Annotated in this window: 15 protein-coding genes; 11 read left to right on the top strand and 4 right to left on the bottom strand. The window is 54.8% G+C overall.

Translation table 11 applies throughout. The annotated features are described in order from the left end of the window. Positions 1–5: 5 nt before the first annotated feature. The 3 genes from recO to acpS all read left to right on the top strand — a co-directional run bounded on the left by recO (position 6) and on the right by acpS (position 1,994). The gene (gene recO / locus P8S54_RS03600; RefSeq protein ID WP_281443274.1) at positions 6–698 is read left to right on the top strand and encodes a DNA repair protein RecO; all 693 of its coding nucleotides are present in this window, start codon (positions 6–8) and stop codon (positions 696–698) included. Positions 699–774: 76 nt separating this feature from the next. Next, on the top strand, positions 775–1,593 hold the full coding sequence (gene pdxJ / locus P8S54_RS03595; RefSeq protein ID WP_281443273.1) for a pyridoxine 5'-phosphate synthase: 819 nt from the start codon (positions 775–777) through the stop codon (positions 1,591–1,593). A 23-nt stretch (positions 1,594–1,616) separates the two neighbouring features. Next, positions 1,617–1,994 carry a holo-ACP synthase gene (gene acpS / locus P8S54_RS03590; protein ID WP_281443272.1) on the top strand — a complete coding sequence of 126 codons (378 nt, stop codon included), beginning with the start codon at positions 1,617–1,619 and terminating at the stop codon, positions 1,992–1,994. Here the strand turns inward: acpS and P8S54_RS03585 are convergent. Next, positions 1,991–4,690, bottom strand: coding sequence for an ATP-binding protein (locus tag P8S54_RS03585; protein ID WP_281443271.1), 2,700 nt, complete (start codon positions 4,688–4,690; stop codon positions 1,991–1,993). The genes acpS and P8S54_RS03585 overlap by 4 nt on opposite strands. A 91-nt stretch (positions 4,691–4,781) precedes the next feature. Here P8S54_RS03585 and cysM point away from each other — a divergent pair, with 91 nt between their 5' ends. The 8 genes from cysM (at position 4,782) to P8S54_RS03545 (ending at position 14,973) form a co-directional block, all read left to right on the top strand. Next, positions 4,782–5,678 carry a cysteine synthase CysM gene (gene cysM, locus P8S54_RS03580; protein WP_281443270.1) on the top strand — a complete coding sequence of 299 codons (897 nt, stop codon included), beginning with the start codon at positions 4,782–4,784 and terminating at the stop codon, positions 5,676–5,678. Beyond that, positions 5,679–7,115, top strand: coding sequence for a 23S rRNA (uracil(1939)-C(5))-methyltransferase RlmD (gene rlmD, locus P8S54_RS03575; protein WP_281443269.1), 1,437 nt, complete (start codon positions 5,679–5,681; stop codon positions 7,113–7,115). It abuts the gene before it with no gap. A gap of 68 nt (positions 7,116–7,183) precedes the next feature. Further along, positions 7,184–9,460, top strand: a complete 2,277-nt coding sequence (gene relA, locus P8S54_RS03570; RefSeq protein ID WP_281443268.1) for a GTP diphosphokinase — start codon at positions 7,184–7,186, stop codon at positions 9,458–9,460. Continuing rightward, positions 9,460–10,296, top strand: coding sequence for a nucleoside triphosphate pyrophosphohydrolase (gene mazG / locus P8S54_RS03565; RefSeq protein ID WP_281443267.1), 837 nt, complete (start codon positions 9,460–9,462; stop codon positions 10,294–10,296). Before relA ends, mazG begins: the two co-directional genes overlap by 1 nt. 34 nt (positions 10,297–10,330) lie before the next feature. Continuing rightward, positions 10,331–12,979, top strand: coding sequence for a phosphoenolpyruvate carboxylase (ppc, locus tag P8S54_RS03560; RefSeq protein WP_281443266.1), 2,649 nt, complete (start codon positions 10,331–10,333; stop codon positions 12,977–12,979). Positions 12,980–13,055: 76 nt separating this feature from the next. Next, positions 13,056–13,601: a DUF924 family protein gene (locus P8S54_RS03555; RefSeq protein ID WP_281444057.1), complete on the top strand. Its 546-nt coding sequence runs from the start codon at positions 13,056–13,058 to the stop codon at positions 13,599–13,601. A gap of 26 nt (positions 13,602–13,627) precedes the next feature. After that, complete coding sequence (rluF, locus tag P8S54_RS03550) at positions 13,628–14,644, top strand: 23S rRNA pseudouridine(2604) synthase RluF (protein WP_281443265.1); 1,017 nt, start codon at positions 13,628–13,630, stop codon at positions 14,642–14,644. Between the two features lie 38 nt (positions 14,645–14,682). Then, entirely contained in the window at positions 14,683–14,973 is a 291-nt protein-coding gene (locus P8S54_RS03545) for a DUF1294 domain-containing protein (RefSeq protein WP_281443264.1), read from the top strand. Here P8S54_RS03545 and P8S54_RS03540 read toward each other — a convergent pair. Genes P8S54_RS03540 through P8S54_RS03530 form a run of 3 tightly spaced genes read right to left on the bottom strand, consistent with a single transcriptional unit; the run spans position 14,957 to position 17,324 of the window. Beyond that, positions 14,957–15,631, bottom strand: coding sequence for an aminodeoxychorismate/anthranilate synthase component II (locus tag P8S54_RS03540; RefSeq protein WP_281443263.1), 675 nt, complete (start codon positions 15,629–15,631; stop codon positions 14,957–14,959). The genes P8S54_RS03545 and P8S54_RS03540 overlap by 17 nt on opposite strands. Further along, positions 15,628–17,049 carry an anthranilate synthase component I family protein gene (locus tag P8S54_RS03535; protein WP_281443262.1) on the bottom strand — a complete coding sequence of 474 codons (1,422 nt, stop codon included), beginning with the start codon at positions 17,047–17,049 and terminating at the stop codon, positions 15,628–15,630. The genes P8S54_RS03540 and P8S54_RS03535 overlap by 4 nt, the downstream gene beginning before the upstream one ends. Continuing rightward, positions 17,046–17,324: a Trp family transcriptional regulator gene (locus P8S54_RS03530; protein WP_281443261.1), complete on the bottom strand. Its 279-nt coding sequence runs from the start codon at positions 17,322–17,324 to the stop codon at positions 17,046–17,048. The genes P8S54_RS03535 and P8S54_RS03530 overlap by 4 nt, the downstream gene beginning before the upstream one ends. Between the last annotated feature and the right edge of the window lie 234 nt (positions 17,325–17,558).

Genomic DNA, 17,558 nt, shown 5'->3' with positions numbered 1-17,558 from the left:
CTGCAATGTCGGCGGAGCCCGCGTTTTTACTGCACCGCAGGGCTTACCGTGAAACCAGTGCGCTGGTGGATCTTTTAACGCTTAATCACGGGCGTATCCGCGCTGTTGCCCACGGAGGGCAGCGGCCCGGCTCTAAATCTCGCCAGCGTCTGCAGCCGTTTACCCCGCTATTCGTGGCTTGGCGGGGTGAGCAGGAGCTTAAACGGTTAACCCTGATGGAGTCCCGTGGGCAAACAGCGCTGCTAGCAGGCGAAGGGCTGCTTTGCGGCCTCTATGCCAATGAGATTGCGACACGGCTACTTCCCCTGGAGTTAAGCGCCCAGGAAGTATTTGCCTACTACAGTGCTTTGTTAGAAGCGCTGCCTACGCCCGCCGAGCGTGCCCTTGGTTTGCGCAGGTTTGAGTGGGCGCTGCTTGAGGTTTTAGAGGCGACGCCGCGTTTTTGTTCGCCGGAAGGTCATCCGCTGGACCCACAAACCCGCTACCGCTTTGATGCGTTAAGCCGTGCTTTTCAACCTGCTGAGCAGGGGATCGAAGGGCGCACACTGCGTTACATTGAGCAGGGCGATTGGCAGTCAACAGGGTTAGCCAGCGCTTTAAAAGCGGTAATGCGGGCAGCGCTTGCGCCTCATTTGGGTGCAACTGCACTGCGCTCAAGAGAGCTGATGCTCGATTTAGCCCGCCGTCGACAGCGTTAAACACCCCTTTTTAGGCGCTACTTTTTAGGCACTACTCAGTTAGCGAATATCAGCTGCACATTATTGGAGACATGGTATGCACCCCCCGAGGATTTTATTGGGCGTTAACATTGACCATATTGCGACGCTGCGCCAAGCGCGTGGCACTCGCTACCCAGACCCCGTGCAGGCAGCACTTCTCGCCGAAGAGGCAGGGGCTGACGGTATTACGGTGCATCTACGTGAAGACCGGCGCCACATACAGCCCAGGGATGTGCGTTTATTGGCTGAAATGCTCAATACGCGTATGAACTTGGAGATGGCCGTCACCGAAGAGATGCTTGCGCTGGCAGAAGAGATACGCCCCGCGCATGTATGTCTGGTGCCCGAAAAGCGCGAAGAGCTCACTACCGAAGGTGGCTTGGACGTAGTCGGCGGGTTTGAGCTGATTGCCAACGCCTGTAAGCGCCTTAAGGCGGCTGGCTGCGATGTCTCTCTCTTTATTGATCCCGATGAGGCGCAGATTGATGCCGCCGTTCGCGCCGGTGTACCTACCATTGAACTGCATACAGGTGCCTATGCAGAAGCACAACCAGGCAGTGAAACGGCTAATGCTGAATATGAGCGCCTAAGTACTGCGGCGATTCACGCGGTGTCTTTAGGCTTAGTGGTAAACGCCGGCCATGGTCTGCACTACCACAACGTTGAAGCTATTGCGGCATTACCCGGAGTTAACGAGTTGAACATTGGTCACGCGATTATTGCTAGAGCACTGTTTGTAGGGCTAAAAGAGGCCGTGCAAGAGATGAAACGCTTAATCATCGCAGGCCAAGAAGCAGGTTTAATGGCGGCGTTAGATGCCCATGAGCACGAACACGAGCATGACCATCAGCACAGCGGCTGTTGTGGGCATTGATCTATGAGCATGGGTGTTAATCAGTGATTGTGGGTATTGGTTCTGATATTGCGCGGGTAGAACGCTTTGCTCGCGCTATCCAGCGACATGGGCCACGTTTTGCAGCGCGCATTCTAGGGTCTCAAGAGCAAGCCGTTTGGCGTCAAAAAGGTGAGCCGGAGGCCTATCTAGCTAAGCGTTTCGCTGCTAAAGAGGCCTTCGTAAAAGCCCTTGGGCTTGGTTTGCGCAGCGGTATGCAGTGGAGCGATATCCAAGTCGTCAATGACGCATTAGGTAAGCCAAGCTTCGTACTGACCGGCGAAGCACAGCGCCTGTTTCAAGCCAGCGGCGCGACCACCGCTCATGTAACCCTTAGCGATGAGGCGGACTACGCAGTGGCTTTTGTGATTCTCGAAGCCTAGGGCCTAACCAAGGTATCGCGCTGGGCCTGGAGTCGCTCCATGGCGTTGTATAGCTCATTAAGTAAGCCTTCAGCGTTATTTAAACCGCTGGTGCGCAGGCGCGTCTCTAAGCTTTCCACCAGCAACGCTAGCTCTGGGGCGCCACAATAGCGGCTGGCGCCGTTTAAGCCGTGCACCCAGTCTAACAGCGTCGTTAAGTCGTGTGCTTCGTAGGCACTGCGCATCTTTTGCTGGCTCTCCGCCAGACTATCGACTAAACGTTTTAACTGCTCTCTAGCTAGATGCTCTTTACCCCCTGCTAAGCGTGTGCCTAGCACTAAGTCAATAACGGGGAGCTTACCGGGTGCCGGCGGCAACGCCTGGGCAGCACTCGGCTCAATGTGAGTTTTCTGTGCCAGCGGTGCAACGCCTAAAAAGCGTTGCAAGAGTTGCTGAAGCTGCGCTTCGTCCACCGGCTTGATCAGTACATCGTCTAACCCCTCTGTTAGCCACTGTTGTCGCTCGCTGCCAAGCGCATGGGCCGTAACCGCAATAATCGGGCAGCGCGCCCAGCTATTGTTGATACGGCGGAGCGCTTTGGTGGTTTGAACGCCATCCATCTCTGGCATGCGAATATCCATGAGTACTAAATCAGCGGTTTCCTGGCGAGCATACTCAAGCGCTTCCTGGCCGCTTGCGGCGAGCGCGATCTTAATATGCTCATTCTCCAGCATGGCTTTTAACAGCTCACGATTAGGGGTGTTGTCATCCACGATAAGAATATTTAGCAACAATAAAGGCAGCGTGCGTACCGTCGTTGGGGAGTTAATCTGTACTGGTTGGCTGGGTTGTAACAGTTGCTTAATGGTGGTGACCAACTGTGCGCGGGTAAAGGGCTTACACAACATCTCACCGCCGTTTGGCAGCACCCATTGAGGTAAATCCAAACTGGAGGTGTTAGCCAGTATCAATGTCGGGCAAAGCGTTTCGGCAATGACAGATTGCCAGTAGGTTTTGCGATCGCCTGCAAAGTCTTCGGCTTCTAGCCCTAAAATGATTAGCTCTTCATTTCCGGCTTCAATAAACGTCACTGGATTGGCCCCCCATCGCTCTAGCAGGTGTTCAAGCACATGGCGAGTAGCGAGGTGGGGTTCGTGGATTCGTATGGTGGGGTTTGCCAAGGCTATTTCGGGCAGCCGTTCGTCGGCTAAATGCGCCAGCAAAGGAAGCGTAAAAGAGAACGTGGCACCGTGGCCAAGCTCACTGTTGACGCTAATTGTTCCCCCCATGCGCTCAATCAGCTGCCGACAGATGGTTAAGCCCAGGCCGCTGCCACCAAATTGGCGCGAGTGACTAGGCTCAGCTTGCGAAAACGCGCTAAATAACTGCTTTTGCTGCTCATTGCTTAACCCAATGCCTGTATCGCTGACGCTAATATTCAGCACCACATGCCGGCCTTCCAGAGTGTCTAGCATCACCCGAACAATGACTTCTCCTTTCGTGGTGAATTTTAAAGCATTGCTGATAAGGTTGCTGAGCACCTGATGAATACGTAGTGGGTCGCCGCACAGCGGCGTAGGTACATCATCGTAAACCATCGCGACCAGATGGAGACGTTTCCGCTGGGCTTCCGGAGCGTAGAGACCAACGACTTCATCGACCAGCGCGACAACATCCACCTCAACCTCTTCTAAGGTAAGCCGGTCGGCTTCCAGCTTGGAAAAGTCGAGCACATCATTAACCAGCATAAGCAAGTTATCGCACGCCCGGTGAACGTGCTCTAGCCACTCCTGTTGGCGGGCATCCAGCGTTGAACGGCCGAGTAAACGACAAAAGCCGATAATGCCATTGAGCGGCGTGCGAATTTCATGGCTCATGTTGGCTAAAAATTCCGATTTCACCGCGTTGGCGCGCAGGGCGCTGCGGTGAGCAAGGTCGAGCTTGATATTTTGTTCTTCAATGGTCTCCATGGACTCTTGAAGCTCACTGGTGGCCTGCTCGATTTGGTTCTGCATATCCTGCTGCGCCTGCTGTAAGTGCTCAGCTAGGCTATTAATATGCCCGGTGAGCTGTTTAAGCTCGCGGGGATTTGCCTCCGACAAATACAGTCGATAATCCCCTCGAGATAAACGGTAAAGCGCTTGGTTGGCTTCTTCGATGGGGCGGGTGGTATAGCGGCTGATAGCATAGGCGATCAAAAAAAGCAGTAAGCCCAGCAGCATGCCGCCTAAACTGAAACTGGCGATTTTTTTATAGCGCTCTAACGTAAGCGCCCGCGTTTCCATTTCGGCCTCTAGCCAGCCAGTGCCCGAGCGGCTTGTGTGATCACTAGAGTGCGCGGTGAGTGGCACCTGCAGTCGCCAGACTTCCTCTTCCTGAGTCACAGATGTGGCATCAGGCGCATGGAGGCGTGGGGGCGGGGGCATAGAGCGGCCAAGCACTAAGAGACGATTACCTTGTTCATCAAACAGCGTAACGGCGCGAAAACCTCGGTGCTCTAGGAGCTGCCTAGCAATATCTTCAAGGCGTTGGAGGTCGCCATCGATCATTGCACTGCCCAGGCTCGGGGCAGTCAGTTCGCCAGCGCTAACCAGGCGCTCTTTGAGTACCTCACGGCCAGTCAGGTCGCTCTGTACCACCAGCAAGATGGCCATGAAGGCGTAGACCAGCAGAGGAAAACCCAGTAGGGCAAACAGCAGGCGCGTGTTCAAAGACATGTAAGAAGCTCGTTGATTCAATGAGGTTGCCTGTCCACTCACAGGCAGCACCGATATAATGCAGCATAACGGTTACGATAAGGAACGTAAGATGAATTATCCCACGTTAGAAGATGTGGTTGGCAATACGCCCCTTGTGCGCTTAAAGCGAATTACCGCTGGCCGCAACAATACGTTGCTAGCCAAGCTGGAAGGCAATAACCCGGCGGGTTCTGTTAAAGACCGCCCGGCACTTTCGATGCTCAGTGAAGCCGAAGCGCGTGGAGAAATTACGCCAGGCGATACGTTAATCGAAGCAACATCGGGTAATACGGGGATAGCTCTTGCCATGGCGGCAGCCATAAAAGGCTACAACATGGTGTTGGTGATGCCTGAAAATGCCTCGGCTGAGCGTAAGCAGGCCATGGCGGCTTATGGCGCTAAGCTGATTTCTGCCAGTAAAGAAGGCGGTATGGAAGAGGCGCGGGATATTGCCGATGCGATGATAGCCAGAGGCGAGGGCAAGCCACTAAACCAGTTTGCCAATCCAGATAACCCACTGGCGCATTACCGCACAACCGGCCCCGAGGTTTGGCAGCAAACCGGCGGCGAGGTGACGCACTTTGTTAGTTCGATGGGCACCACTGGCACCATTATGGGGGTTTCCCGCTATCTTAAAGAGCAGAACGAAGCGATTCAAATCGTTGGGCTTCAGCCCGCTGACGGTGCCAGCATTCCCGGCATTCGCCGCTGGCCAGCGGAGTACTTGCCGGCTATTTTTGAAGCGCCCCGAGTAGATGTCACGCTCGATATTGGCCAGCAGGAAGCGGAGCAAAATATGCGTCGTTTAGCCCGTGAAGAGGGTATTCTTGCTGGGGTTTCATCGGGCGGTAGCTTAGCGGGCGCACTGCGTATTGCTGAACAAACGGAGAATGCGGTTATTGTGTTTATTGTGTGCGACCGTGGTGATCGTTATCTCTCAACAGGCCTGTTTGCCCCGGAGGTATAGATGGCGATGTTGGGAAAGCGGCGGCCCCCCCGCCCCGCCTCAGGGCACTCGGGCTTGGCGCGTACGCCTAGCGGTAAAGCACCGCAACCGAGCGATGCCGTAAAAAGTGATGCCTCCGCACCGCTGGTCATTGAGCGTTTAGCCCATGACGGGCGTGGTGTCGCCCATAACGCAGCGGGTAAAACCGTATTTGTTAGCCAGGCGCTGCCCGGTGAGCAAGTAGTGGTAGGGGTGCACGTGACGCGCAAACGTTTTGATGAAGCGCATATCAAAACGCAGCTCACTACCTCTGCGCAACGTGTGGTGCCGCCGTGCCCCCATTTTGGTCAGTGCGGTGGCTGCGATCTGCAGCATTTAGATATCAACGCGCAGCGTGCCCATAAGCGCGAAGTAGTAACCGAATTAATGGCCCGACAGGGCATTACGCTTGAGTCCATCGCCGCGATTAACGGTAGCCATGAAAGCTATCGGCGGCGGGCACGGCTGGGGGTTAAAGTCGACGGGAGTGGCAGCGTGCTGCTTGGCTTTCGTGCGCCCCATAGCCACCGCTTGGTGGATATTCAGCAGTGCCATGTGCTGGTGCCGCAGTTGCAGGCGCTAATAGGGCCTTTACGGCAGCTGCTAGCCACGTTAGAAGCGCCGCGCCAAGTGGGCCATATTGAGCTTGTCGCCACGGAAGATACCACGCTACTCCTGGTTCGCCAGTTAAAGGAGCACGCTCAAGATAACGCCCGCTGGCAGCGTTTTGCTGATCAGCAGCAGGTAAGTTTAGGTGCATGGTTAGGGCGCGAAGGCCCATCACTGCACTGGTATGGTGCAGCACCGCAATTGATAGATACGCTAACGCCCACTGCATCAGAGAGCGACTTGGGCAATGCCCAGGCAAAATCTGCTCTAAACTTACAGTTTGCGCCCGGTGATTTCCTTCAGGTCAACGCGGAGGTCAATCAAAAAATGGTGGCCCAGGTGGCTGAATGGCTCTCTCCAGTCCAGGGGCAGCGGGTCGCTGATCTGTTTGCGGGAATAGGCAACTTTAGCCTTCCTTTAGCAGCGGCAGGGGCCAAGGTGCATGCCGTGGAGGGTAATCCCGCGATGGTTGAGCGCATCGCCGCCAATGCTCGTCTAAATCAGCTTGCCGTTACTGTCCAACAGGCAGATTTAAGCGACGTAAAAACGGTACATGCCTTATTAAGTGAGCAGTCAATAGAGGCGCTGGTGCTTGATCCGCCGCGTAGTGGGGCAGAAGCGATTTGCCAAGCCTTAGGCCGATACAAAGTGCCCAAAGTGGCTTACGTTTCCTGCGATCCGGCAACCCTAGCCCGGGATGCGGCACACCTTGTGCATGCAGGTTACCGCGTCAAGCAAGTAGCGGTAGCAGATATGTTCCTGCACACTGCTCATATGGAAACGCTGATGCTGTTTGAATACGGGGGCTAGTTTGCCCATTGCATCAAGCCTCGGTGGCGGCCCGGCGAACGCCGTCACCCTGAAAGGATGATATTGCCATGGTGAAAGTGCGTGAAGACCAACCGCTCACTCAAAGCGGAAAAGTGGACATACAACAATGGTTAACGCGCCTTCAAGAAGATGTGCGCCTACGTGAACCCGAGAGGCTGCTGCAAGCCTGCGAACTGGCCGAGCAGTTAGAGCGCGAGGCACCTAATACTCACCGCGTGTGGCTCTCGGCAGGCTCTAGTTTTCGTATGGGGCTTGAGATGGCCGACATACTGGCTGAGCTTAAGCTTGACCAGACAACCCTTGAGGCCGCCGTACTCTACCGTGCGGTGCGCGAAGGGCTACTCAGTATAGACGCAGTGACCAAGCGTTTTGGCAGTGAAGTCGCCCAGCTCATCGACGGTGTTTTACAAATGGCGGCTATTAGCTATCCATTGACACCCAACCATGCCATGGGCCAGCACAATCAGCAGGAAAACCTGCGCAAAATGCTGGTTAACATGGTGGGTGATGTGCGCGTCGCGCTGATTAAAATTGCTGAACGCACCTGTGCGCTGCGCCAAGTCAAAGATGCGCCCCGGGAAAAATGCCTGCAAGTTGCCCGTGAAGTGGCCGACATCTATGCGCCGCTTGCCCACCGTTTGGGGATTGGCCAAATTAAATGGGAGCTTGAAGACCTCTCGTTTCGCTACCTGCATGAAGACGATTACAAAGCGATTGCCAGGCTGTTGGCCGAAAAACGTCTGGATCGTGACCGTTATATCCATGACGTCGTGGAAACCCTCAAAAGCTTGATGGAAGCCCAGAACATACTGCGTTACGACGTAAGCGGTCGGGCGAAGCACATCTACTCCATCTGGCGCAAAATGAAGCGCAAGCGGATCGACTTTTCCCAGGTACACGACGTACGTGCAGTGCGAATCTTGGTACCAGAAGTGACCGATTGCTATACCGTACTGGGAATCGTTCACTCATGCTGGCACCACGTGCCCAACGAGTTTGATGACTATATCGCCAACCCTAAGAAAAACGGCTATCAGTCACTGCATACCGCTGTCATGGGGCCAGATAATAAGGTAATCGAGATTCAAATTCGCACCTTTGCCATGCACGATGAGGCAGAGCTAGGCGTCTGTGCCCACTGGCGCTATAAAGGCCACGATACCAATGCAAAAAGCCGCAGCTACGAAGAGAAAATCGCCTGGCTGCGTCAAGTATTGGAGTGGCAAGACGAAGTGGGCGGTTTTGGTGATCTTCGCGAAGGACTCTCAAGCGATGTTGCGCCCGATCGCAACTATGTATTTACCCCGGATGGTCACGTCATCGACCTGCCGCGCATCGCCACGCCTATCGATTTCGCCTATCGGGTGCACACTGAAATTGGCCATCGCTGCCGAGGTGCCAAGGTCAATGGGCGTATCGTACCGCTGACCTATAAGCTAAAAACCGGCCAGCAGATTGAAATTTTGACGGCTACCAAGGGTGGCCCAAGCCGCGACTGGCTCAACCCAAACCTGGGCTATGTGCGCACTTCCCGAGCGCGGGCCAAAATACAAGCGTGGTTTAAATATCAGGCCCGGGATCAAAACCTTGAGGAAGGGCGCGCCCTGTTCGAGCGGGAAATGCGCCGTTTAGATGTGGAAGGGCTAGACCTTATCCAGCTGGCCAAAGCCGTTAACTACCAAAACGCTGATGATATGTATGCAGCGCTGGGGGCGGGCGATCTACGTATTGGCCAAGTGCTTCACCAAGCTCAGCAGCTATTTGGTGAAACCGACGACCAAGAACAGCTCCATCGGCTACTGGCTAAGCCACGCCGCCAGCCCAGTAAAGCCACTCAAAGTGATATTACGGTGCTAGGGGTGGGCAATCTGAAAACCAGTATGGCGAACTGCTGTAGCCCGGTGCCCGGTGAACCTATTGTCGGCTTTATTACCCAGGGTCGAGGGGTGACGGTGCACCGTCAGGAGTGCGCCAATATTCTTCAATTGCGCATGGATGAGCCTCAGCGCATTATCGAAGTTGAGTGGGGCGAGCGCGCCCATACCCGCTATCCGGTGACCATTGAAATTCAAGCCTGGGATCGTTCAGGTCTGCTACGGGATGTCACGGGGCTTCTGGGCAATGAAAAGGTGAATGTGCTTGCGGTGAATACCCTGACCGATACGGATGAGGGTATCGCCCGGCTGCGTATTACCCTGGAAGTAGATGGTCTTGAATCCCTAGGCCGGCTCTTCTCACGGCTTCAGCAGCTGCCTAACGTGACCGAGGTGCGCCGATTGCGTAACGCCGATCCAGAGAAAAGTACCCGTAAGGGAGGGGCCTAATGCGTTACCGCTTAGATGACCTGTTAACGCTGATGCAAGTGTTGCGCGATACCCAACAGGGCTGCCCGTGGGATATTAAGCAGAACTGGGACAGCATTGTGCCCCATACCTTAGAAGAGGCCTACGAGGTTGCCGATGCCATTGAACGCCGTGCCTATGATGAATTGCCCGGCGAGCTAGGCGACCTGCTCTTTCAAGTGGTGTATTACGCGCAGTTTGGCGCAGAAGAGCAGCGTTTTGATTTTCACGACATCGTCGATACGCTGACCGCGAAAATGCTGCGACGCCACCCGCACGTGTTTCCCGACGGCACCCTGGCATCTCGGCGTCCGCCGGGGGTGAATGCAGAAGATGTGCAGACCCAGCAGGTCAACTCACGCTGGGAAGCGCTGAAGGCGGGTGAACGCGCCGAGCGTGCCCAGCAAGCTGTATCGGTACTGGACGATGTGCCGCGTACGCTGCCTGCGCTGAGCCGTGCGTCCAAGCTTTCCAAACGCGCTGCCCGGGTCGGTTTTGACTGGCCGGATGCCCGCGGAGTACTGGATAAAATTCGTGAAGAACTGGCGGAAGTGGAAGAGGCGCTTGCCGCCGATGACCTCCCGCATGCTCAAGAAGAAGTGGGCGATTTACTATTTGCCGTTACTAATTTAGCGCGCACTCTGGGAGCCGATCCTGAACAGTGCCTGCGCGCCACCAACAGTAAATTCGAACGCCGCTTTCGCTACGTTGAACGCGCGCTTGCCGAAGACGACTGCCCGATCAGCGAGGCATCGCTTGACGAGATGGAAGCCCACTGGCAAGCCGCTAAAGGCCAAGAACAACAGTTAACCTCTTAAACTATCAACGCGTCCCCGCAAGGAGGCCATGCCAATGAGTCACGACCTACACGAATCGCTACGCGATAATGTACGTATTTTAGGCGATAGCCTGGGGCGTACCATTGCCGACGATTTAGGCCAGGCATTTGTCGATAAAATCGAAACCATCCGAGCTCATGCTAAGCGGGGTCGCCAAAGCGATTCATTGCAGCAACGACAACTGATTGAGTACCTGCGTCAGCTCCCAGAGCGGGATCTGTTGCCGGTGACCCGCGCGTTCAACCAGTTTCTAAACCTGGCCAATATTGCCGAGCAGCACTACCGGGCGCGCTTTCGCCGGGTGGAAGACTATAAGCCCGGCTCTCAGCCGGTGCTGGGTGAGCTGTTAAATCGTGCCCAGAAGGCCGGTAATTCCCCGCGAAAGTTGGTTGAGACCCTCGCTAATATGCGCGTGGAGCTGGTACTAACAGCACACCCAACAGAAGTTATTCGCCGCACGTTAATTCAAAAATACGACGCCATTGATGAGTGCTTAACCGCGATTGAAAGCTCTGAAGACTACCCAGAGCGGGGTGCGCGCGCCCAAGGTCGCCTGGAAGAGCTCATTAGTCAGGCTTGGCACACCGATGAGATCCGTCATGAGCGGCCAACCCCCGTGGATGAAGCCAAATGGGGCTTTGCGGTGATTGAAAACTCACTGTGGCAAGCGGTACCGGATTTCCACCGCGACCTAGACAGTCTGCTGTTGGAAACGGCCGGGGAGCGCCTTCCGTTGGACGCTGCGCCAATACGCTACGCTTCCTGGATGGGCGGTGACCGTGATGGTAATCCAAACGTGACGGCGAAGGTCACCCGTGAAGTATTGCTGCTAGGCCGCTGGATGGCTGCCGATCTCTACCTGCGTGACCTTGAACAGTTGAAAACCGAACTCTCTATGTGGAAGGCCAATAGTGCCCTGAAAGCAGAAGCAGGTGACGTGGCGGAACCCTATCGGGAGGTGTTAAAACGCCTGCTGGCGAGAATGGAAGCAACGCGGGACTGGGCCAAAGCTGAGTTAGATGGTCGCAATTATGAGGGCGGGCCAATTATTGAAACCCGCGACCAGCTCTATTCGCCGCTGTTAGCCTGCTACCGCTCGCTGTGTGATGTTGGCCTGGATACCATCGCCAACGGCGCCTTGCTGGATACCCTGCGCCGCGTAGCGGTATTTGGTGTCACCCTCACCAAGCTCGACCTGCGCCAAGAAGCGAGCCGCCATGCGCAGGTTATTGAAGAGCTGACCAGTGCGCTGGGTCTTGGTCACTACCGTGAATGGGATGAAACCAAACGCCAAGAGTTTTTGCTTGGCGAACTCGCCTCGCGGCGTCCGTTGATTCCGCGCCGCTGGGAGTGCTCCGCTGAGACCCGTGAAGTGCTCGATACCTTCAAGGTGATTGCTCAAGAGCAGTCAGAGGCACTTGGCACGTATATTATCTCCATGGCGGCAGAGCCTTCTGATGTACTCACCGTCGCGCTGCTGATGAAAGAGGTCGGTGGGCAAGTGACGCTACCGATTGCGCCGCTGTTTGAAACGCTTAACGATTTGAACCACGCAGGTGAGGTAATCGATCAGCTGCTGGCGATACCGGGCTACCGCGCGCTGATTGATGACCGCCAAGAAGTCATGATCGGTTACTCCGATTCGTCGAAAGATGCGGGACAGCTTGCTGCCGCTTGGGCACAGTACCGCGCCCAGGAAGCGCTGGTGAATGTGTGCGAAAAGCATAGCGTAGACTTAACCCTATTCCACGGTCGCGGTGGCACCGTTGGCCGTGGCGGTGGTCCGGCCCACGCGGCGATACTTTCCCAGCCCCCCGGCTCGGTGAACGGTAGCCTGCGAGTGACCGAACAGGGCGAGATGATTCGCTTTAAGTTCGGTCAGCCGGATATTGCCCTGCGTTCCATGGAAATTTATGCCTGTGCGGTGCTAGAAGCCACGTTACTGCCGCCACGTACGCCTGAGCCCCATTGGCGGGAGGAGATGGATCAGTTGGCTAAGGTCGCCCATGCCGCTTATGTGGGCGTGGTGCGTGAAGATCCTGACTTCGTTCCATACTTCCGTGCGGTAACTCCGGAAGGAGCGTTGGGCAGGCTACCGTTGGGCTCACGGCCTACTAAGCGCCGCCAAGATGGCGGTGTGGAAACCCTGCGAGCGATACCGTGGATTTTCGCCTGGACGCAGATCCGCTTAATGCTGCCCGCGTGGCTGGGTAGCGGTGAAGCGTTTTCGCGGCGGCTAGAGCAGCCCGGCGGTCGTGAAGTGTTGCAAGAAATGCGCAATGAATGGCCGTTCTTTGGCACCTACCTAGACATGCTTGAGATGCTATTGGCCAAGGCCGATGTAGCGATTGCCGCTTACTACGAGCATCGGCTGGTGGATGAGCCGTCGCTAAAAGCCCTGGGTAAAAGGCTGCGTGAGCGTTTTGAACGGCTGGAAGAGGCTGTGCTCGATATCCTCCAGCAGGAGAAATTGCTGGAAAATACGCCGCTCATTCGCCAGGCAATTGATGTGCGTAATCCTTACATCGACCCGCTTCACGGCTTACAAGCGGAGCTTTTGCAGCGTAACCGCGATGCCGATGGCGCCATTAGTGCAGACCTATCTCGCGCGCTAATGGTGACCATGGCGGGCATTGCGGCCGGCTTACGCAACACAGGCTAAAATGACGTTTGCCTATCAGCGCCGTCACCGCTGGGTGGCGGCGCTTTTCTATATGTCTGTTGCGGAGGGTCGGAGCATGAATGCGCGAGCTCAAGACGTATTGGCATTTTGGTTTCATGAGTTGACGCCAGCCCAATGGTTCAAGAAAGACCCCAAGATGGATCAACAAATTGTTGAACGCTTTAGCGATGTGATGAGCAAAGCCGCCGTCTGTGAATGCTTTGAGTGGCGTCGTTCGCCGCGCGGTCGTCTGGCGGAAGTTATCGTACTGGATCAGTTCTCGCGCAATATCTACCGCGACGATGCTCGCTCGTTTGCCTGCGACTCGCTAGCGTTGGCGCTGGCCCAGGAGGCGGTCGCCAGCGGGGCAGACCAGTCGCTCTCGGCGGTGGAACGCAGTTTTCTCTATATGCCTTATATGCACAGCGAATCAGCGGTCATTCATAGCGTTGCTCTGCAGCTTTTCAACCAGCCGGGTCTGGAGAGCAATCTAGAGTTCGAGAAACGTCACAAAGCCATTATTGATCGCTTTGGGCGCTACCCACATCGCAATGCGGTCTTGGGCAGAACCTCGACCCCGGAAGAGGTCGAATTCCTCAAGCAGCCCGGCTCCTCTTTTTAACGTTTATTTAGGCTATATGGCGTTTTATGTCGTTACGAAAATCTACTCGAATTAATAAATACATCAGCGAAAGCGGCCTCTGTTCCCGCCGTGAGGCTGACCGCTATGTGGAACAAGGCAATGTCTGGATCAACGGCCGCCGTGCGACCACCGGCGACCAAGTAGTGGCGGGTGATCGGGTAAAAGTTAACGGTCAGGACATTGAGCCTCAGGAGGAGGAAGATTTAGTCCTTATCGCGCTTAACAAGCCGGTGGGTATTGTCAGCACCACAGAGTCGGCGGAAAAAGACAACATCGTTGAGTTCGTAAAACACGGCACGCGTATCTTTCCCATTGGGCGCCTGGATAAAGACTCCCAAGGGCTTATTTTCCTCACCAATAATGGCGACTTGGTGAATAAAATTCTGCGCGCTAATAACAACCATGAAAAAGAGTACGTGGTGACGGTCAATAAGCCGATTACCGATGAGTTTATTGCCGGTATGCAGGGTGGCGTGCCGATCTTAGGGCAGGTGACCAAAAAGTGTAAGGTCGCTAAAGAGTCGACGTTTGTATTCACCATTACGCTGGTACAAGGGCTAAACCGCCAGATCCGCCGCATGTGTGAGTATTTCGGCTACGACGTTACCCAGCTGGTTCGCACACGCATCATGAATGTCTCGCTAAAAGGCTTGGCGCTGGGCGACTGGCGGGATTTAACGCCGAAAGAGATCGATACCATCATTAGGCTTACCGAGACCTCTGACCCTGTGCCTGAGAAGAAAAAGCCAGTCAGCAGGCCCAACTATAGCGCTCGTTCAGACGCTGGAAAGGGAAACCAACCGGCAGCTAAAAAGGCCCAGAAGGGGGCTAAGCCAAGCGGGAAAGTTCGTAAAGATCCAAAAGGTAAAGCCGCAGGCCCAGCAAAAGCCCACGCGAAGGCTAAACCTGCCAGTGGTAAGCCCGGTATAAAAGGGAAAGCAGGCGCTAAAACGGTGGGTAAGGGGCGAACCGGAAGAGGCAAGCCCACAGCGGGTGGCAAGCCATCGTCGCGCCGTAAGTAGCGTCCGCTACAGGTTATGCGCTTTCTTCGAAAACGTGATTGAGCACTTCTATTTTGATTCTTGTAGCTGTTTTTTATGTTGTTGTCAGCGTTATTGCTTATATCGTTTACGCCGTTGATAAAAAAGCGGCTATTAAAAAGCGCCAGCGGGTGAGCGAGAAATCGCTGCATCTGCTGGCGCTGGCAGGCGGCTGGCCGGGCGCTTGGTTTGCCCAACAGCGCCTGCGCCATAAAACCCAAAAGACAAGCTTTCGACTTATATTTTGGATGACCGTAGCGCTGAATGTAGGAGGTCTGTGGGTATTAATGCCTTTTATACTTGGCCATTAGGTGTGAAAAGAAAGTTGGCTATTAGCTCTTTTCCGCCTTCGGTGGCAAACGACTCCGGGTGAAATTGTATGCCGTGTATTGGATAGTCCCTATGTTTCACACCCATTAGCTCAAACTCACCAACTGCCTGCCAACTGGCACGCTGCTCAAACTTATCAGCCGTTAGTTCGCCCACGCTGGCGGTGACTTCCAGGCACTCGGGCAGGGAGGCCGCATCAGCAATCAGTGAGTGGTAGCGCATCACCTCAAGCTGGTTGGGTACGCCGTTAAATACCGAGCGGTTGTTGTGGTTAATGGGGCTGATTTTGCCGTGCATGGGCAGTGGGGCGTTAATCACCTTGCCGCCAAACACATGGACGATGCCCTGCATGCCCAGGCATACGCCTAACAAGGGCGTGGTTTTGCCGAGTTTCTCGATCACTTCAGCACAAACCCCAAAGTAGCGCGGGTCATCCGGCGAGCCTGGACCGGGGGAGATGATGATGCGGTTGGGAGCCATTTCCTCAATGGCGCTGAAATCGATCTGATTATTACGTTTGACGATGATTTCAAAGTGAGGAAGCTCGCCGCGATTCTTCTCTGTAGTGAGAATTTCACCGATAAACTGGTAGAGGTTATAGGTGAAGGAGTCGTAGTTATCGATAATTAGCACCTTCATGCTTGGCTCTCCATATCCGCGCTCATAAAAGGGGCAAGGGCTTTGCGGGTGCCGGCAAATTTGCGGCGAATCTCTTCGTATTCATCGTCGGCGTTACTATCAAATACGTTCCCGCCGCAGGTTTGCACGTAAGCGCGTTCACCGTTCACAAACACCGTGCGAATGGGAATAGCAAAGGTGCAATCGCCGTTAAACGAGAACTGGCCCACTGCGCCGCCGTAAGGGCCACGACCGTCATTTTCCAGGTCGTCGATGATTTTCATAGCCTCGATTTTTGGCGCACCGGTTAGTGTGCCCGCCGGGAAGTTGCTGGCAAGAGCCGTAAACATATCTTCACCTTCGGCGATAATCCCCACAATCTCGCTGGAAATATGCTGCACATGGCTGAAGCGCTTAATGTCCATCAGGCTGCGCACTTTTACCGTTCCGAACTGGGCGACGCGGCCGATATCGTTGCGGTGCAGATCCACAATCATATTATGCTCAGCGATCTCTTTCGGGTCGTTAAGCAGCGCCCGGGCAAGCTGGGTATCCTCCTGAGGCGTTTGGCCGCGCAGGGTGGTGCCCGCAAGAGGGAAGGTTTCCATTTCCCCCTGGCGCAGCCGGAAAAGCAGCTCAGGGCTTGCGCCAATCAGCTTCTGTTCGCCAAATTTAACGTAGTACATCTGTGGTGAGGGATTAATCGTGCGCAGCTGGTCGTAGAGCGCGAGGGTGTCGCCTTCAATACGGAAGCGCTTTTTAAAGCCCACTTCGCACTGGAATACTTTGCCGTCGATAATATCCTGCTTTACCTTGGCAACCGCCTCGGCGTGTTCGGCTTTGCTCATGGTGTCGCCCAACGCGGTAATGTGCAGCGGGCCTGCCGGTTCGTCGTCGGCGTCGATCAGCGTTTGCAGAAACGCGTAGCGGCTATTGTCGTAGTAGAAGTAGGTGACTTCGCCGGTCATTTTGTCGAGAATCAGACCATCTTTATACAGCCCAAAGCGAAAGGTATCGAAGTCGTCACTGGCTTTCAGGGTGAGTGAGGGTTCGAAGTACTGCATGGCGTCGTAGCCAAGATAACCGCTTAGCCCGCCTGCATATTTACGAGAAATAATATTTTGTGGGATCAGGCTGCGCAGCAGTTCATAAGGGTTGTCACTTGGGTAGCGGTTGGCGTTACCGTCGCGGTCTTCAATGGTCAGCGTGTTGCCGTTGGCGTACAGAATGTATTCGGGGTCGAAGCCTATAATGGAGTGACGCGCTATGTGGCTATCTTCACCCAGCGACTCCAGCATGTAGCAGTTATCAAACTCCCGTTCAATTTTTTGAAACAGGGCAAAGAAGTCGCAGTCCGCCGCCAGCGTCACATAGTGAGGCTTGCGCGGAAGCGTAAACGGCTGCGGGCCTTGAGTAGAGTGCGTGTTAGCAGTGCTCATAAGTCATCATTCCGTGAAGAGGGTAGCGTCGTTAAAGCGCGTGACCCGCGTGAAACCGTAGCAATACCCACACCTAGGGTTTCGGCAATTTTGCGGTGGGGCACGCCTTCGCGCAGCAGCTTAAAAATCTGCAGGCGTTTACTGATTTCTTGGTACTCCGCGGGTGTCAACAGGCTGGCAAGCGCTTCGTGCATTGCCTCAGGCGAGTCAATGGCGAGCAAATGACGAACCAGCTCTGCTTGGAAATTATCATTTAAAGAAACGTTTGCAGGCACTGTTTATCACCGAGCCGTTATTTAGTGTACTAGCGTACTAGTACACTAACAGCGTGAGATAAAAGGTCAATGCCTAATCGATAGTTAATAAGCTTTTTGTTTGTGCGAGACGACTAGCGTATTCACCTTACCTGTAGGATTAGTGACGTAGCCATTCAGGTTTGCGCTGCCTTGTAGGCCTATAGCGTCCTGGCTCATATAACGCCCTTGCTCCGGGCATAGTACCGGTGGCGG

Origin of the sequence: Halomonas sp. M1 (assembly GCF_029581375.1) — a bacterium.
GTDB lineage: Bacteria > Pseudomonadota > Gammaproteobacteria > Pseudomonadales > Halomonadaceae > Vreelandella.
Note: the sequence above shows the minus strand (reverse complement) of the source record. Positions and strands in the feature narration are given on the sequence as shown.

Excerpts from the sequence above, each read along its gene's own strand:
- ppc (WP_281443266.1), top strand. The coding sequence starts at position 10,331 with ATGAGTCACGACCTACACGAATCGCTACGCGATAATGTACGTATTTTA.
- P8S54_RS03535 (WP_281443262.1), bottom strand. The coding sequence starts at position 17,049 with ATGAGCACTGCTAACACGCACTCTACTCAAGGCCCGCAGCCGTTTACG.
- P8S54_RS03555 (WP_281444057.1), top strand. The coding sequence starts at position 13,056 with ATGAATGCGCGAGCTCAAGACGTATTGGCATTTTGGTTTCATGAGTTG.
- rlmD (WP_281443269.1), top strand. The coding sequence starts at position 5,679 with ATGGCGATGTTGGGAAAGCGGCGGCCCCCCCGCCCCGCCTCAGGGCAC.
- P8S54_RS03540 (WP_281443263.1), bottom strand. The coding sequence starts at position 15,631 with ATGAAGGTGCTAATTATCGATAACTACGACTCCTTCACCTATAACCTC.
- pdxJ (WP_281443273.1), top strand. The coding sequence starts at position 775 with ATGCACCCCCCGAGGATTTTATTGGGCGTTAACATTGACCATATTGCG.
- P8S54_RS03585 (WP_281443271.1), bottom strand. The coding sequence starts at position 4,690 with ATGTCTTTGAACACGCGCCTGCTGTTTGCCCTACTGGGTTTTCCTCTG.
- relA (WP_281443268.1), top strand. The coding sequence starts at position 7,184 with ATGGTGAAAGTGCGTGAAGACCAACCGCTCACTCAAAGCGGAAAAGTG.
- cysM (WP_281443270.1), top strand. The coding sequence starts at position 4,782 with ATGAATTATCCCACGTTAGAAGATGTGGTTGGCAATACGCCCCTTGTG.
- recO (WP_281443274.1), top strand. The coding sequence starts at position 6 with ATGTCGGCGGAGCCCGCGTTTTTACTGCACCGCAGGGCTTACCGTGAA.
- mazG (WP_281443267.1), top strand. The coding sequence starts at position 9,460 with ATGCGTTACCGCTTAGATGACCTGTTAACGCTGATGCAAGTGTTGCGC.
- rluF (WP_281443265.1), top strand. The coding sequence starts at position 13,628 with ATGTCGTTACGAAAATCTACTCGAATTAATAAATACATCAGCGAAAGC.